Annotated in this window: 18 protein-coding genes and 1 tRNA gene; 11 read left to right on the top strand and 8 right to left on the bottom strand. The window is 38.1% G+C overall.

Going from position 1 to position 16,792, the window contains the following annotated elements; all coding sequences use genetic code 11:
* Complete coding sequence (ycaC, locus tag ACH63V_RS13485) at window positions 1-627, bottom strand: isochorismate family cysteine hydrolase YcaC (protein WP_000046156.1); 627 nt, start codon at window positions 625-627, stop codon at window positions 1-3.
* Window positions 628-903: 276 nt separating this feature from the next.
* Here ycaC and ACH63V_RS13490 point away from each other — a divergent pair, with 276 nt between their 5' ends.
* The 4 genes from ACH63V_RS13490 (at window position 904) to ACH63V_RS13505 (ending at window position 4,781) form a co-directional block, all read left to right on the top strand.
* Window positions 904-1,776 carry a pirin family protein gene (locus ACH63V_RS13490; RefSeq protein ID WP_396463781.1) on the top strand — a complete coding sequence of 291 codons (873 nt, stop codon included), beginning with the start codon at window positions 904-906 and terminating at the stop codon, window positions 1,774-1,776.
* 440 nt (window positions 1,777-2,216) lie between these two features.
* Window positions 2,217-3,515, top strand: a complete 1,299-nt coding sequence (locus ACH63V_RS13495; RefSeq protein ID WP_060465166.1) for an FAD-dependent oxidoreductase — start codon at window positions 2,217-2,219, stop codon at window positions 3,513-3,515.
* Window positions 3,516-3,519: 4 nt separating this feature from the next.
* Window positions 3,520-4,347: an SAM-dependent methyltransferase gene (locus ACH63V_RS13500; protein ID WP_396463782.1), complete on the top strand. Its 828-nt coding sequence runs from the start codon at window positions 3,520-3,522 to the stop codon at window positions 4,345-4,347.
* An 8-nt stretch (window positions 4,348-4,355) separates the two neighbouring features.
* Entirely contained in the window at window positions 4,356-4,781 is a 426-nt protein-coding gene (locus tag ACH63V_RS13505; protein ID WP_343568901.1) for a GFA family protein, read from the top strand.
* 228 nt (window positions 4,782-5,009) lie between these two features.
* Here the strand turns inward: ACH63V_RS13505 and ACH63V_RS13510 are convergent, their stop codons facing one another.
* From ACH63V_RS13510 to ACH63V_RS13525, 4 genes are all read right to left on the bottom strand, one after another.
* Window positions 5,010-5,393, bottom strand: a complete 384-nt coding sequence (locus tag ACH63V_RS13510; RefSeq protein ID WP_039252305.1) for a hypothetical protein — start codon at window positions 5,391-5,393, stop codon at window positions 5,010-5,012.
* 378 nt (window positions 5,394-5,771) lie between these two features.
* Window positions 5,772-5,847, bottom strand: a tRNA-Thr gene (locus ACH63V_RS13515).
* Window positions 5,848-5,958: 111 nt separating this feature from the next.
* On the bottom strand, window positions 5,959-6,285 hold the full coding sequence (locus ACH63V_RS13520) for a gamma-glutamylcyclotransferase family protein (RefSeq protein ID WP_396463783.1): 327 nt from the start codon (window positions 6,283-6,285) through the stop codon (window positions 5,959-5,961).
* Between the two features lie 23 nt (window positions 6,286-6,308).
* Window positions 6,309-7,553: an MFS transporter gene (locus tag ACH63V_RS13525; protein WP_396463784.1), complete on the bottom strand. Its 1,245-nt coding sequence runs from the start codon at window positions 7,551-7,553 to the stop codon at window positions 6,309-6,311.
* 139 nt (window positions 7,554-7,692) lie between these two features.
* On the opposite strand from ACH63V_RS13525, the gene ACH63V_RS13530 reads away from it, so the two are divergent.
* Window positions 7,693-8,613 (top strand): LysR family transcriptional regulator, encoded by a 921-nt coding sequence (locus tag ACH63V_RS13530; protein ID WP_207692942.1) that lies wholly within the window; start codon window positions 7,693-7,695, stop codon window positions 8,611-8,613.
* A gap of 1 nt (window position 8,614) precedes the next feature.
* Here the strand turns inward: ACH63V_RS13530 and ACH63V_RS13535 are convergent, their stop codons facing one another.
* Window positions 8,615-9,499: a DMT family transporter gene (locus tag ACH63V_RS13535; protein WP_396463785.1), complete on the bottom strand. Its 885-nt coding sequence runs from the start codon at window positions 9,497-9,499 to the stop codon at window positions 8,615-8,617.
* A 230-nt stretch (window positions 9,500-9,729) separates the two neighbouring features.
* On the opposite strand from ACH63V_RS13535, the gene ACH63V_RS13540 reads away from it, so the two are divergent.
* Window positions 9,730-10,473 carry a hypothetical protein gene (locus ACH63V_RS13540; RefSeq protein WP_396463786.1) on the top strand — a complete coding sequence of 248 codons (744 nt, stop codon included), beginning with the start codon at window positions 9,730-9,732 and terminating at the stop codon, window positions 10,471-10,473.
* A 25-nt stretch (window positions 10,474-10,498) separates the two neighbouring features.
* Window positions 10,499-10,894, top strand: a complete 396-nt coding sequence (locus tag ACH63V_RS13545) for a hypothetical protein (protein ID WP_396463787.1) — start codon at window positions 10,499-10,501, stop codon at window positions 10,892-10,894.
* Between the two features lie 46 nt (window positions 10,895-10,940).
* Here ACH63V_RS13545 and ACH63V_RS13550 read toward each other — a convergent pair whose 3' ends face one another.
* Together ACH63V_RS13550 and ACH63V_RS13555 are read right to left on the bottom strand one after the other, a co-directional pair.
* Window positions 10,941-11,942 carry an aldo/keto reductase gene (locus ACH63V_RS13550; protein ID WP_396463788.1) on the bottom strand — a complete coding sequence of 334 codons (1,002 nt, stop codon included), beginning with the start codon at window positions 11,940-11,942 and terminating at the stop codon, window positions 10,941-10,943.
* A gap of 111 nt (window positions 11,943-12,053) precedes the next feature.
* Window positions 12,054-12,956 (bottom strand): AraC family transcriptional regulator, encoded by a 903-nt coding sequence (locus ACH63V_RS13555; RefSeq protein WP_000447715.1) that lies wholly within the window; start codon window positions 12,954-12,956, stop codon window positions 12,054-12,056.
* Window positions 12,957-14,085: 1,129 nt separating this feature from the next.
* On the opposite strand from ACH63V_RS13555, the gene ACH63V_RS13560 reads away from it, so the two are divergent.
* The 4 genes from ACH63V_RS13560 to ACH63V_RS13575 form a co-directional block, all read left to right on the top strand.
* On the top strand, window positions 14,086-14,637 hold the full coding sequence (locus tag ACH63V_RS13560; protein WP_396463789.1) for a TetR/AcrR family transcriptional regulator: 552 nt from the start codon (window positions 14,086-14,088) through the stop codon (window positions 14,635-14,637).
* A gap of 217 nt (window positions 14,638-14,854) precedes the next feature.
* Complete coding sequence (locus ACH63V_RS13565; protein WP_396463790.1) at window positions 14,855-15,940, top strand: ABC-three component system protein; 1,086 nt, start codon at window positions 14,855-14,857, stop codon at window positions 15,938-15,940.
* Between the two features lie 2 nt (window positions 15,941-15,942).
* On the top strand, window positions 15,943-16,428 hold the full coding sequence (locus ACH63V_RS13570) for an ABC-three component system middle component 2 (RefSeq protein ID WP_396463791.1): 486 nt from the start codon (window positions 15,943-15,945) through the stop codon (window positions 16,426-16,428).
* The coding region (locus ACH63V_RS13575) for an AAA family ATPase (protein WP_396463792.1) at window positions 16,425-16,792 on the top strand (368 nt) is incomplete at its 3' end. The genes ACH63V_RS13570 and ACH63V_RS13575, both read left to right, overlap by 4 nt.

A 16,792-nucleotide genomic window follows, 5' to 3' on the forward strand; every position in this document is an offset into this window, starting at 1 on the left:
TTATTTTTGGCTAGTGTTGTGATTGTAACTTGAAATCAGGTTACGGTAGTCAGGAATGTGATTTGAGAACAATGTACCCAAACCTTCAATATCATTACGCCAGTCACGGTGTAACTCACATGCCATACCGAACCAAGTCATCAGCTGCGCACCTGCTTTTGACATACGGTCCCAAGCAGCATCACGGGTTAATTCATTGAAGGTACCTGAAGCATCAGTAATCACGAATACTTCAAAACCTTCTGCGAGCGCAGATAAAGCAGGGAATGCCACACAAACCTCAGTGACCACACCTGCAATAATCAGTTGTTTTTTACCTGTTGCTTTGACTGCTTTTACGAAATCTTCATTGTCCCACGCATTGATTTGGCCTGGACGTGGAATAAAAGGCGCATCTGGGTGAATTTCTTTTAACTCAGGAACTAAAGGGCCGTTTGGACCAGTTTCAAAACTGGTTGTTAAAATTGTAGGTAAATTAAAATATTTTGCTGCATTCGCAACGGCAAGTACGTTGTTTTTAAATTTATCCGGATCGATATCTCGAACTAAAGAAAGTAAACCTGCTTGATGGTCAACTAAAAGAACCGCAGCATTATCCTTGTCTAAACGTACGTAATCTTGAGCCATTTTTATATCCTCATGTTATCAAAATAAATAATCAAAAATTATTAAGTAGGTCGTTAGTGCCTAAAATTATGCTAGTTGAGTTTGTTGTCGTGATTAAGTCTAAAAAATAGGATTAAGAATTTTAAAAATGAGACGATCTTTTAAAGAATACCTCAAATTTTATGATTGTCTCATATATGAAATAATGTGTTGCTAATCCTCATCTATAAACTGCAATTATTGAGGCGTAAAATCAATCTCAGTTCAAGAAAATCCTACATATATAGGAGAGATCAGATGAAGAAATTTCTTGGTGCATATCAAAATAACCACATGCATTGGGTTGGTGATGGTTTCCCTGTATATAACCTGTTCTCTTATGACCGTTTAGGCCAAACCCTAAGCCCATTTTTGTTACTGGATTATGCAGCGCCTTATAACTTCTCACCAACCACCGAACAACAAGGTGTAGGTTCGCATCCTCACCGTGGTTTTGAAACTGTGACTATTGCCTATCAAGGTGAAGTAACACATAAAGACTCAAGTGGTGGCGGCGGAACCATTAAAACCGGTGACGTACAATGGATGACTGCGGGTGCAGGCGTGTTACATGAAGAGTTCCATTCTCCTGAGTTTGCAGAGCATGGCGGTCTGTTTGAAATGGTGCAATTGTGGGTAAATTTACCTTCACATTCAAAAATGACCCCTGGAAAATATCAAGCGATTGAAGCCAAAAATATTCCAGACATTGCGTTAGACGAGCATGGCAGTCATTTACGTGTGATCGCAGGTGAATATGCAGATGCAAAAGGTGCAGCAACGACCTTTAGCCCATTAAACGTATGGGATGGTAAATTGGCTAAAGGCCAAAAACATACCCTGTATGTACCTGAAGGGCATACCACACTTGTGGTGGTGTTAGAGGGTGCGGTTGTGATTAATGATACAAACCGTCTTGAAGGTAAAACCGTTGCGATTTTATCTCGTGAGGGTGTTGAGTTTAGCCTAAATGCTGAAGAAGATACTAAATTCCTAGTGTTGACTGGCCAACCACTGAATGAGCCAATCGAAGGTTATGGTCCATTTGTCATGAATACCAAAGCCGAGATTATGGAAGCGATTGATGACTTTAATCGTGGAAAATTCGGTTCAATCATGCAAGAAGCATAAATTGCTAAGCTGCGCTTAATGAACCTTTAAAAACAAAGTAATAAAAAGCCCGCTATCAAGTGTGAATAGCGGGCTTTTTCGCTGTAAAGTTTCTAGTTTTATGATGGACATCGTTATTGTGTCGGCATTGTTTTGTGTGATTCAGTTCTCGTTATTGTGACCCCATGATATCGCAAAAAGTATTTCATGTAAAACGAATGATATAAATATAGTTAAATTATCTTATTTTATTTAAAAGAATTTTTTTAAATTTTTAAAAAATATAGATTTTTATACACTTATCCTCTTTTGTAAAATTTTATGAAAATCATTTGCACGCGTTCGGTAAATTTTTTCTATATAAATTGATGCAAAAAATAAAAATCTGGTAGTTTTTAATACGGTGTTTTTTTGGGGTATGAGTGATAATCAAAAAAATTCTCGAAAAATGGGACATCATTTTGGATATCGCAATTATTGGCAGTGGAATGGCAGGACTTGCAGCAGCAAGAATTCTGAAAGATGCAGGACATACAATCACGATATTTGAAGCACTTCCTGGCCGGGGAATGGATAGCCATAGCATTGAGTTCGATGGTGGGATTATTGATGCGCCATTGCGTGTTATGAACCCGCATCTATGGAAAAATACACTCAGCCTTGCTGCACACTTAGGTATTAAAACTTTCCCAGTTCGTACCTATATGTCTTGTAGCTGGTTATTTGAAGATCGTACTGAAACATGGTTAACCACATCTCGTAGCCGTATTGGTAATTTCCCGATTATCAATAACCGTAAAGGCATCCAGCAGTATGGCTGGCGTCTTGTGAAAGGGATGTTGCAATTAAAAACTGCGATTCACCAGTTTTTCAAATCTAAAAATCAAGATATTACTCTCGCTGAATTTATTAATCAGAACGACATAGAAGAAGTATTCTGGCATGGCGTAGTGATGCCAGTGCTCTATACCATTTGTACATGTAACCCAAAAACAATTGGTGACTGGCCTGCAAAAAACCTTCTTGAGTTTTTGCGTCATTTAACTGATGGCGACATGCTATTACGTATGAAAGGCGGTACACCTGCATTTGTAGACAGCTTAATTAAAGGCATTGATATCCATAGCGGTTCGGCAATTAAGAAAGTTGAGCAACAAGGCGAAAAAGTACTGGTTGAAAATGCGCAGGGCGATAAGGGCACATTTGACCGCGTTATTGTGGCGACGCCAACATCTAAGATTGAAGAGTTCTTAAACCCTGAACAGTTTGCAGATGATATGAATTTGCTTAAACAGTTCCGTTTTGAACAAGGTGACTTGGTTATTCATACTGACGCAACAGTCATGCCACCACGCCGTAAGGACTGGTCAGTACTGAGCTATATGATGGACCGTAAGTTTACTCGTCAGCAGTTTACAGTTTGGATGAATGCTGTTGAGCCATCACTTGTGGGCAAAAATCCTGTATTCCAAACTTGGCGTCCAGTGACTGATATTGACCCTAAAAAAATCATTTCAAAAGTGACCTTAACGCGTGCAGTTGTAGACTCGCAAACCATTGCTCTAAACAAAGAGTTACAGCAGCGTCATTTAGAACCAAACCGTAAAGTATTTTACTGTGGTTCGTGGTCATGTGATGGCTTGCCAATTTTAGAGTCAGCCGTGACTTCTGCAATGCACATTGCTGAAATTTTAGGTGCTCCTTTACCATTTGTAGGTTTAAAACCTCAGGTTGAAGTTGCCCCAGAACTCGGTTACTAAAATTGTGAAAACAAAAGTTCGAGCAGCTCTTTCTCGACTCATTCCTCATAAATATGCCATTGATGCATCAAGTTTGGGGGATGATGGAGAGCTAGCTTGGACAAATTTGGGTTTTTGGAAAAATACCCAAAACTACCCTGAAGCTTGTCGCCAATTGGCCGACCATTTGGCACAAGCTGTCAATTTAAATTCAAAAGATTATTTACTCGATTTAGGTTGTGGACAGGGCGCAAGTTTACTGCACTGGTTACAAGGCTATCAGCCCAAAAGTATGAGTGCCGTTGAGCTACAAGCTGAATGTGTGAATAAAATTCAAAAACTTATTCCTGAAATAAGTCAGATTTTTTGTGGTTCATTTTTAAATTTAAAACAATTTGAATTCAAACAACCATTCGATGTGGTGCTCTGTATCGATGCGGCTTACCACAGTCATTTAAATTCATTTCTAGATTCGGTCACCCCAGTTTTAAGTTCAAAAGGTCGATTAGGTTTTCATTACTTAATGCGTGCCGACACATGCCAAAACATGACCATGCTACAAGAACAAAAGCATCGTTATTTACTCAAAGCAGCCGACGTGACTTGGAATGCTGTACCAACTGAACAAACTCTAAGAACGAGTTTGGAACAGCAAGGTTTTACAGATATTCAAATCGAAGATTTATCTGAACAAGTATTATTCGGTTTTTCAGAGTATATTGAAAAACAGCAAGGACAATTTCAGAGCCGAGGATTGGCAAATTTTAAAATTCAAATGACTGCAAAGTTATGCCAGCAACTCTACCAAAGTGGATATGTCCGTTATATTCAAATAACAGCAATAAAAAAATAGGAGGAGCTATGTCAGCCAAATATCAGGGATCGTGTTTATGTGGAGCGGTGAGCTACCAAAGCGAAGTAGAGCCACGTTATAGCTTTAATTGCCATTGTCGAGATTGCCAAAAGGCAACAGGTTCGGCATATGCACCAATCGCTTTTTTTCACCAATCTGAATTAAAAATAACGGGCGAACTTAAATATTTTGAGACTCTAGGTTCTTCTGGCCGAGCAATTAAAAGAGCCTTTTGTCCAACGTGTGGATCCCAGCTTTTTGGTTTACCTGAAATTGCCCCTGAAATGATTTCAATACGTGCAGGTACGTTGGATGATCCAAGTCTTTACCAGCCTAAAGCAGAAGTCTTTGTAAGCCAAGCCTATGCTTGGGATATGCTAAACCCGAACCTTAAACACTTTGAAAAAATGATAGAGAAGAAAAAAGAAGGCTAGAGGTATTCTGACAAGCCCGTACGCTTTTTCGTACATACATTCGGGAAATTGGCGTCTTTTTAGAACTCTATTAATTACCTATGATGAACTCATCAGGAACAGGAAGTTCCGAAACGTAAAACAACAATAATAAGTTTAAGCATCAGGACGTGAGGTATTACAGGATGTATACCTAGTAACGAAATACGAAAAAAGCCCAACAGGATGTTGGGCTTTTTTCATTTCTTATTAACGAATTTCTTTTCCGCCTAAGGCAGCACAATCAAATGGTGTATTCCATTTTACCGCAATACCTGTAAGTACTGGACGAACAATACGCCATGGCCAGAAACCAAATCTTTGTCTCTGCTCATAATCAATCACTACATCTGCACCATATTTACGTGCTGCGTTTGCTAATTTAGGTTTTATTTCTTCATAGCCGCCATATATTCCTTTTGCGACTTTAATGCGTTTAAGAGACTTATAGTGGTCAGCAGAAGGTAGAGTCTCAAGTACGCAGACTGGTGATTTTACAATGTTTTCTGCTTGAGCCGCAGAACTCGTGTTTTGAGCTTGTACTGTAAAAGGCAACATTATAAATAAAGTAGGCAAAACAAAACGTAGTTTCATCTTTTCCCCGTTGAATGTAGTAATGAATGAATGTTTATAAAATAGGGCTTATTATCATGACCTTATTTGGGGGCGCATTATAATCGTATCTTGTTAATATTTCTTATTTTTAAATCTATTTTTTAAAAAATTAAGAAAGTAAGATTTGTGTTTTGGAGGAAATAAATTCGTTTAAGAAAATCATTTTGAAGCTCAGGTTTATAATAATATTTTGGAAAAATATATACCTTCAAAATATGATGGACATACTAGGTTTGAAAATATAGCAGCGACAAAAGAAGTGGTTAGCGAATTGGGGAAAATAATTATAAATGGCGTATTTCAAAATCTACAGACAACAAAAAACCCCATAAATCAAATATTCATGAGGTTTAATGATGGTGCCGGCACACGGATTCGAACTGTGGACCTACTGATTACAAGTCAGTTGCTCTACCAACTGAGCTATGCCGGCAATGTGGAGTGAATTTTACAGTTTCTTAAAAAAAATACAAGCCAAAAAATGAGCATTTAAATTTTTTCTCTCAAATTTTAAATATTCATCTGGTTAAGCTCTAGAAATAACTTAAGGTTTCAGCGTATAAATAAATGAATCAACACGTTCACCGCTATTTAGAGTGACTTGTACAGGCACTCTTTCGTACTCTTCACCTTCAAAGTCATCTAGTAATTTCCAGTTAGCATCTAAATGTTCTGAGCTAAAAACAAAGCCTTGCACTTGGTTAGCACTATCATCGAGTACAATTCCCGGATAGCCTAAATCCGCGCCCCAACCTTCATGACGTAAGCTTCCATTTACCCAACCTTCTGCCCACTGGCCGCCAATATTTTCAAGTATATGCGCATTAGGGCGACCAGGGCCTAAAGTGCCATAAACAAATAAACTCGACATGTGAATTTCCTTTCATGTATCAATTAATACGCTTTTGCGTGTTTTGTATAAATTACTAAAAATATTCCAAGTAATGACAGTACTACCGTTAAGCCTACAATGGCGTTCCAGCCGCCGTGTAACCAAAACCAACCACCTGCCGAACCGACAATACTTGATCCCATATAGTAAAACAGCAAGTAAAGCGAACTGGCATGAGCTTTGGCTTGTTTGCTTTCAGCGCCGACTGAACTACTGGTAAGTGAATGGGTAATAAAGAAACCCGTGGTAATAAATGCAATGCCAATAATAATGCCGAAAAGAGAGCTGAGCAGGGTCATGAGGCTACCCACAATCATGAGCGCAAAGCCACTCATCATCATGGTTTTTTTACCAAAGCGATCGGCTAATCCACCTGCCAACGATGAAGACACCATACCGAAGCTATACGACAAGAAAATAAGGCTAATTTGTGTTTGGCTCAGTGAATAAGGTGCGCCACTTAAGCGGAAAGTCGCGTAATTAAACAGAGTCACAAACACACTGGTGAGTAAGAACCCAATGGCAAACAGGCGTAATAATTTAGTATTGCTTAAATGAGCACGCCACATTTGCATATGAAAGCCTAAATTTAGCCCTTTTTTCTGGACAAAATTACGCGAAGCGGGAAGTAGGTTTAAAAAGGCAATTGAGCAAATAAAACAGATTGCCCCAAGTAAACCTAAAGCGGTGCGCCATGAAAAATATTCAACCAAAATACCCATGCCGACACGGCCCATCATGCCACCAAAGGCAGTACCTGCAATATACAACCCCATGGTTTTACCCAAGTGTTCAGGTGCGATTTCTTCAGCAATCCAAGCCATTGTTACTGCGGGTACACCACCAAGTAGTAAACCTTCTAATGCACGCGCCATCAGTAAGCTGTGCCAGTTTGGGGTAAACATCGAGACAATATTAAGAATTGCTGCACATAGCATGGACGTAAAGATTACACCGCGACGGCCAATGGCTTGTGAAAACGCGCTTGATAGCACAATCGAAATCGCTAAAAAAGCAGTCGTTAACGACAGTGCCAAAGAGCTACTCGCAGGACTAATCTGGAAACTTTGGCTAAATGCAGGCAACAGCGGCTGTACACAATAAATCAGTGAGAAACTGGCAAAACCTACAAGGAACAAAGCGAAACCTGCATGTTTATAGGCTTTAGTCCCTTTATGAATCCACTCGCGGGAAAGCACAGAAGTTGCTTCAGTGTTTAAAGTGCTGGGTGTAGATGAAGAGCTCATATCATGACCATGACAGAAAGAAAGAGCAGTGCTTTGGGGCATGCTGCATCGAGAAAATTCGATAAATTAAAATTAGCAATTTAAAAGGTATTTTTCTAATATATTTAATAATGGGACACGATATGTTTTATATATAACAATGGAACTCAGGCATATACGCTACTTTTTGGCAGTAGCAGAAGAAAAAAACTTTACCAAAGCTGCGCAGCGCTTAAACATGAGCCAGCCGCCTTTAAGCATGCAAATACGAGACTTAGAAGAAGAGCTAGGTGCAGATTTATTTATTCGTTCGCCTCATGGGGTGGAGCTGACCGAAGCAGGGCTTGCCTTTTTAAATGCAATTCAGCCAGTACAGCAGCGTGTAGAAGATGCAGCAAACCTTGTTAAGCAAGTGGCAAATGGCGAAGTGGGTCAACTACGATTAGGTTTTACAGGTACTTCAATGCTGAACCCTCTCATTCCTAAATGCGTTCGCTATTTTCAGCAGCAATATCCTAAAGTGGATTTAAAACTAGAAGAAGCCAATACCTTACTGCTCATAGACCTATTGCTTGAAGACCGTTTAGATGTCGCGATTATTCGTTCACCACGCAACATTCCAGATAGCCTTATTCTTCAAGAATTATTAGCAGAACCACTCATTGCTGCTTTACCTTCCGAATCTTTGAGTTTAGATGATTCAACGCAAGAAATTGATTTAACCACACTGCGAGAGCTTGATTTTATTGTCTCACCACCTTCAATTAGTGCAGGGCTTTTTGATGCAATTAAACAAGCCTGTCATGAGCGTGGTTTTGAACCCAAAATTGGACAAAACGCCCCGCAAATTGTGTCGATTTTATCGTTGGTATCTGCAAACTTAGGGGTATCTCTGGTGCCGGAGTCGACCAAACAATTGCAAATACAAGGTGTCGCGTATCGTTCTTTAAAAGCGCCTGTCCCTACGGTGGGTTTAGGGCTTGCCTATAAAAAACATGCCCCTTCACAAATGGCGATTAACTTTGCCAGTGTGGTACAAGTAGCTTGCCACCACGCCAACGAAATAGATGAAATTGGCTAAATTATGATTTCGGTGCTTTGTTCATTAAAAAGATGCCTGAAATAATGAAAATTGCGCCATATAAAAACGATAAAGTTGGCTGTTCATGAATGAAGACCCAAGCCATAAGCGCTGCAAAAATAGGCTCGGAAAGCTCGGTCACTTGTACCTTTGCGGCACTCATATAAGACAACGCTTTAGTGGTACAGAAAAAGCCAAGTATGGTTGGCAGAACAGCTAATCCAATCAAACCTAAAACAATGTCAGTATTAAAATGAATACTATGCAAGTTTATTAAAAACGGAACGGCAAGATAAACACTACCAAATAGCAATAAATACTTGGTAAGAAACAGCCCGCCGTTTAATTTGAACCTTTTAACTAAAACCGAAAATAGGCCATAACCCGTACCGGCAATTGAAGCGTTGATCAGCATTAATAAACTATTTCCACCTTTCCAAGAAATAATACTAATGCCAGCAACTGCCAATAATGTTCCTACAAGAGAATGCAGGTAGATGCTTTCTTTTAATATGAACCGACCAAAAAAAAGGGCAGAAATAGCAGCCGAGGCCATGAGTACCACGACCACATTGGCCGCAGCGCCGTGGTTATAGGCAATGGTTTCAAAAAAGAATAGCGAGAAAATTCCTAAAAAGGCACAGATGGCAATTTGAATAAAAACGCTGAGCTTGCTTGGCGTGCTACTAATGTAGGCAATCTTTTGGCTCACAGGCACTTTAAATAAAAACACGCTTAAAAAGAAAAACGCGATAATGGTTTTTAAAAAGGCAATATCTTGTGGGCTTAAACCACTGTGCATGAGTAATTTACTAATTACACCAATAGATGCATTTAAAGCTGCTGCACAAAGTGCAAATAGGGTTCCAATAACAAGATTATTCACTCTTATAATTCTTCCTAAGTTTTACGCATGAAGTCTACAATATTTTTTGGATGAATATTCAACAAAAATAACCAATTATCGCTTGGTATTTTCAACGATTTATATTGAATTGATTTAATAAATTTTTATTTAAGACTAAAAGCATTGTAAGGGACTTTTGTTTCAAATAATTGTGATTTATAAAACTTACTCATATTATATAATTAGTTAATTATTAAAGAATTTTAAAAATGATTAAATCTATTATTTCAGGTTGCGCGGTTCTTACACTTTCGGCTTTGGCGGTCACGCATGCAGAGTTTTCTTTTGAACAAGAATTACAACAAGGCTGTAATAAAGTGAAGCAATACGCGAGCTTAGGTAAGAAAAACTACGACCAAAAACAGTATAAAAAAGCGCTCGAAAACTTCCAAAGCCAAGCTTCTTGGACTGCTTTTTGTAAAGCCAATGAAGATGAAACCACAGTTAAATTTACCGACCGAGATATTGAAGTTGCCAACAATAATGTGGGCTTAGCCTACGCCAAATTGGGTCAGCCACTTTGGGCAAGAGCATGGTTTATGCTCGATGAAAAATCAAAATCGAGCCAGTTTAATCTTCAGCAGTTACCAGCCCCTAAAGCGTCAAATGATTTGTCGGGTGAGTATGTGCGTTACTCAGGTTTTGGTGAGTGGGATCACATTACGGTAAGTCGTAAGCAGGGCCAGTATGCAATTGGCTATTCAGGTGTTTATATGGGCCTCAGAAGCTTAATTTATGGCCCGAACATGGGGCAGTTCGACACCAAAATGCCGACCAATGCCAAGCAAACTATTTATAAAGATCAAGACTGCCGTATTCAGCTCGATTTTAAAACGAGTGCGAAATTAGGCAATTACATTCAAGTTAAACAAAACGAGGGCAACTCGGGCTGTGGCTTTGGACATAACGTTTATGCAGACGGCACTTATTTAAAAGTTGAGTCTGGAAAATAAACTTAAAAACTCTAGGAACTAAATAATGAAAAACATATTTGTACGTTTACTACTTCTTTCGACGGTTATTTTGTCTGCTCAGGTTTATGCAGATGTAGCAAATACAACTTGTAAAGAAGTGAAATTCCAGAAAGCCGATGAAGCGTGGAGTGGGCACTATTATTTACATGGCGTGAGGGAAGTCGGTTCGGAACTTTTACTTCAACCAGACGGCAAGTTTAAATGGATGCTTGCTGTGGGTGCTTTAGACCAATATGCCGAAGGCAAATGGTGGAAAAACGGTGACTGTATTGGTTTAAAACCAGAGGCTAAATTTAAAAAATATTTAAGTATTTTCCCTGAAAGCCTAAGTATTTCCGATCAATCATTAGATGCGAACTGGGAAGGTGGACGCCAGCAAGGTAGCTATAGCAAAGACTAAACTAAAAAAGTCCGACACTAAGTCGGACTTTTTTTTGGCCTATATATTAGTGGTTGACCGCAGCAAGTTGCTGAGCGTTATAGCGTGCGCCCATGTTTGGATATCTCGCAATAATCGCTTCAATTTCCGCCAAATCTGCTGCTGTTAAATGAAGGTCTACAGCGCCCGCATTTTCCACAAGTCGCTCGATTTTACGCGTACCCGGAATTGGAATAATGTCGTCACCTTGCGCCAAAATCCAAGCCAAAGCCAGTTGAGCTGCTGTCGCATTTTTGCTTTGAGCAAAGTCGCTAAATGCTTGCGCTAGGCTTTGGTTATTTTTCCAGTTATCGCCTTGATAACGTGGCAACTGACGACGGAAATCATTTTCGTCTAGGCTGCCCACATCAAGCGTATTGGTTATTAAACCACGTGACAGCGGTGAATATGGCACAAGGCTAATGCCTAACTCACGAATGGTTTGCAAATGGGTTTGCTCAAACTCACGAGTAAGTAGCGAGTATTCATGTTGAACCGCTGCAATCGGGTGAATCGCATGTGCTTTACGAATGGTTTCCGCCGACGCTTCACTAAGTCCTAGGTAACGCACTTTACCTTGTTTCACCAAGTCAGCCATTGCACCAATGGTGTCTTCAACTGGAATGTTTGGGTCAATGCGATGTGCATAATACAAATCAATTACGTCTGTATTTAAACGTTTTAAACTGTTTTCGACCGCAACTTTAATCCACTCTGGAGAACCGTCGATATAAGACTCTAAAGAGTTTTGTGGGTTAAGGTTGTCTTCTTTATAGCGAAAGCCAAATTTGGTCGCCAAGAACACTTTGTCGCGGTGTTTTTCTAAAACTTTTGAGAGCAAAACTTCGTTTGCGCCGTTGCCGTACATGTCGGCGGTGTCCCAAAAGTTAATGCCGAGGTCTAATGCCTTTTCTAGAGTGGCGATGCTTTGTGTGTCATCTGAGGCACCATAGGCAAAGCTCATTCCCATGCAACCTAAACCAAGTGCTGATACTTTTTCGCCTGTTTGTCCTAAAGTTCTATATTTCATTTTTCACACTCTTTTTGCAAAATCACTTGAGTAGAAAAACTATAAAATGCTTTGGCTCAAACTGACGTATAACATTCAAACCAATAATTATAAAAATCAAACAATCTGTTTTTAGGCCACACAGTCTTCGCGGAATTTTTTAGGCGAAAAGCCCGTATTTTTCTTAAAGAAATTGGTGAAATACGCTGAATATTCAAAGCCTAAGCTATAGGCAATTTCGGAAATATTCCAACTGGTGTGTTGTAGCAGCGCTTTGGCTTCTTGCGTAATGCGCGAGCTAATATGCTCAGACGTAGTTTTACCTGTGGCTTCTTTTACAGCACGGTTTAAATGGTTCACATGCACCGACAGACCATAGGCATAATCATTTGCAGTTTTGAGTTTAAGCTGAAAATGTGGCGAGTCGATGGGGAACTGGCGCTCTAATAATTCAAAGAATAAATGGCAAATCCGAACTGCAGCATTACTATGCTTTTCAAACTGTTGGGTCGGTTGCATTTTCATGGCTTCATGCACAATCAGGTGCAAATAGTTTCTTAAAACGTTGTATTTATGAATATAGTCTGAATTTATTTCATTCATCATCTTTTTGAAAATAAATGAAATTTCTTCAACTTGTTGGTCGTTTAAAAAATACAGCGGGTCGCCGTCGACTTTAAACAGCGGTGAGTCTTTTAAAAAACTTTGTCTAGATTCTTGGTTTACAAACTCTTCGGTAAATAGACAAAACCAGCCTGCCTGTTCGGGCGAATTAATTTCCCAAGCGTAGGGAACCATTGGGTTTGAAAATAGTAAAGCAGGGCGGTCTACTCGTATCCAGCGGTTGGCGTAGTGGAGTTCGCCTGTGCCTAAAACCAATGAAATTTTATAATAATCGCGGCGGCTATAAGGCGTGAGAAACGAGCAGGCATCGCGTTGGAATACGTTAAAATGTCCAAACGAAGTAGATGGAACCGAGTAATCGCTATCTCTGGTTAAAGAAAAGCGGCGATAAAAATCATGTATGGTTTCCATGTCTTTGCCTGCATGCGTTATCAATTTATTTAAAGTTATAAAATTCAAACTTTATTTACTGTAGCTTTTATTTATAGCGCGATCAATCTGTTCATTTAAACAGGTTTGAAAATGAACGGTAAATTAATAATGAAAGAATGAACCAGTAGAAATAAAAATATTTTATAAATTAATAATATATGAGCATTGACACTTAAAAACTTGATAACTATTCTTTGTTTGCAAACGATTTTGCGGTAGAACGAAAAGGGGACACTTTCGAGTGTGCTGGTGCTGTACCCAGTCTGCTAACCCCTTATCGTTTTGCCACCATTTTACGGTAGAACGGTAAGAGGACACCTTCGGGTGTGCTGGTTCTGTGTGTCCAGTCTGCTAACCTTTTATCGTTCTTTCACCACTCTACGGTAGAGTGTTAAGGGAACACCTTCAGGTGTGCTGGTTTCTTTGTTTCCAGTCTGCTAATCCCTTTTCGCTCTGTCACCATTTTTATTATTATCATGACATCGTTAAATTTAAATTGAAGGTCTTTTTAGCTTAAATATCTAATTGAATAAACAACAATAATTATTTAACCAATTTCTATTCAACCTTACATTGACACTTAAAAACACGCGGATTATCCTTTGCCTGCTGGCCACATTGCCAGTCGGTTTTAGCAGGCCGTATTTACCCAAAGCACACGAAAAAGTCTCTCTTTTTTGTGGGCATCCCTACGTGTCCCTCTCTGCGGCGGAACGGGAGGGGGACATCTTCGGATGTGCTGATTTTTGGGTAAATCAGTCTGCTAACCCCTTTTCGTTTCGCCACCATAATCATTTAGCAGTGATGTGGCGAAGCTTCTTAATTACCCAAGGAGTTCGCTCATGCGTACTATTTCATCTCTCTCATTGGCAACCTTTGCCAAAATCTTTACTTCTATACCCAACTGGTCTTTAAAACGGTTTAACCGACTCTAGGTTTTAAGCCATAGGTCATTACGACTAAAAAATCATAGCAACAATAAAACCCGAGATAGGCGAGCACACCATTTTTGTGCGGCTTTTGCATGCCTGTTTTTAGCGCTCAATTTAAGAGTGACGGCATTTCTATCTCATTTATTTACAACAAAAAACTATTTTAAGCGGTATACATGAAAAATTTAGACGCTTCACGTAGGGCATTACACGTGATTGATACGGCAACAGATTTATTTAAACAATATGGCTTTAATAAGGTCGGGGTAGACCAAATTATTGCTGAATCTCAAATAAATAAAGGCACCTTTTATAGCTACTTTCACTCTAAAGAAAGATTTATTGAACAGTGTCTGGTCGCGCAAAAAGAGCAGTTACAAGAAAAAGTGAGTGTGGTGAGTGAGCTTTACCAAAATGCAGATTTGTCTGATCAACTCAGGCAAATTTATCTTTTACATGCTGACTTAAAAAGTGCGTATTACTTGTTGTTTAAGGCGATTTTTGAAATTAAAAAGCTTTATCCAAATGCGTACCAAACTGCTCTCAGACATAGGCGGTGGCTGAAAAATGAAATTTTCTGCTTGCTCATGGAAACCAAAAAAACGGTTTCCTATTCAGAAGCGGAGATATTTGTATTTATGATGGATGGTGCAATTCTGGGGCTGTTAAGTTCAGATGAAGAAAGGGAAAGAGATGCTTTGCTTGAGTATTTTTTAAAAAGGGTTTGATGGGGAGAAGCCCGACGAGAGTTGGGCTTTTATATACCGATATTAAAAGCTTTATAGCTAATTTTAATGTTAGTAGTTATTTATGAATATTTAAGCTTATATGGAAATTGTTATTTAAATTAATGGTGAGTAATTATTATAGATTGTTAATTTTTATTTTTAAATATTGAATAAATAGAATAGTATATTGAAAAAAATAGTATTAGATGATGAGATCATGGATAAGCTAAGTTTTATAGAAATTGAGCCAGATAACTCAGCTACAAATAATATAAATACACATTTTAATGTTCAATTCGGCAAACTTTATCCACCCTCACAACAAATTAAACTTTTCTCACCTGAAGAATGGGAAGAGTTTACTCTTGAGTGGGCCTTTAGCCAAAAAGATCAATATATATCAGTTGTTCGGGAATCTGGTGGAAATGATATGGGTATTGATGTCGCCGGGTTTACTGATGAAAATGGTACGAATGGTCAATGGGATAACTTTCAGTGCAAACATTATAAGAATGCTTTAACTCCATCGGATATATTTGTTGAATTTGGAAAAATGATTTGGCATTCATTTCAAGGTAAATTTACTCCTCCTAGAAAATATTATTTTATAGCTCCTCAAGGTTGTGGAATAAAATTGTCAAAACTACTGAGAGATCCTCAAAAGCTAAAAGAGGAAGTTAGATTAAATTGGGAAAAATATTGTCAAAAAAAGATAACAGATACATTGGAAATAAAGTTAGAGGGAGAACTAGAAGCTTACTTCAATAGTTTTGACTTCTCAATTTTTGGAACTAAAGAAGCTCTTGAACTTATAGAGGACCATAAGAAAACAAAATTTCATGCGGTAAGATTTGGTGGAGGTCTAAATCAGAGACCACAGCCTGTATCTCCACCTAGTAATATTTCTGATGATGAAACTAATTATATAAAAAAATTATTATCTGTTTATCAAGAGCAAACAGGACAAGGAGTTTTAACAATTGAAAATCTAATAAGTTTTTCTAATTGGACAAAACATTTTAATAAACAAAGAGAATTTTTTTATTGTGCAGAATCATTAAAAAATTTTTCTCGCGACAATGTTCCAAATGGTACTTTTGAAGAATTACAGCAAGAAATTCTAGATGGTGTTTTTAATTTAACTTTTGGAAATTATCCAAGAAAATTAGATAAATTACATGCGATATTGAATCAAGCTACCTCATTAAATTTGACTTCCAATGCTCTTATATCAGTGGTACGTACGAGTGATAAAAGTGGAATTTGTCATCAACTAGCGAATATAGATGAATTGGATTGGTAATTATGACTAAAAATTCTAATTTAACATTTAATAGCTCATTAGAGGTTGGTTTAAGATCATTATCTTTATTGAGATCAGCTTATCCAAAATGTATGGACTTGAACCATTTAGTCTTATTGGACTTTATAGTAACGCATACAGATAGTTTTGGTGGTTTGCCAAGCTTACACTCAAAGAATAGGTATAAACCAACTGAGTTATTGGTAAGAAGACCCCTTATAGAAGAAGGCTTAAAGTTATTAGCAAAAAAAGGCCTTATAGAAGTTATAGTGACCGATGAAGGATTTTTTTATATTGCTGGAGATAGTTCTAATACTTTTTTTGGTGCATTGATGTCAGAATATTATATACAGCAAAATACTAGAAGTGATTGGGTAGTTGATAAGTACGGTAATTTAAATTTTATAGAGCTTAAGTCTGAAGTAAATAAAATTTTTGAAGAGTGGATAGAAGAGTTTCATTCTGATATTGATGAGAAATTATTATGAATCCTGTAATGAGTTTTAAGTTTCTAGTTTATTTGGGAGTGCACAAACCTACTGTGAAAGTAGAGTTTCAGAAAGGTTTAAATGTGATTTATGGGGCTTCTGATACAGGTAAAACTTTTATATTGCAGTCACTTAATTTTATGTTGGGAGCAAAAAAATTAAGAAGCATCCCTGAAAGTAAAGGTTATACCGACATATTGTTAGGGATTGAGTTTTCTTCAGGTGAAGCATTTACTTTGAATAGAAAAATTAGTGGCGGTCATTTTTTTGTCTATGAAGGATTACATACTAAAATTAACTCAGATATTAAGGGTGATAAATTAGATAAACAACATAAAGAAGGAAGTTTAAATACATTATCAAC

This window comes from Acinetobacter sp. ABJ-A23_2, assembly GCF_044538765.1.
Classification (GTDB): Bacteria; Pseudomonadota; Gammaproteobacteria; order Pseudomonadales; family Moraxellaceae; genus Acinetobacter; species Acinetobacter nosocomialis_A.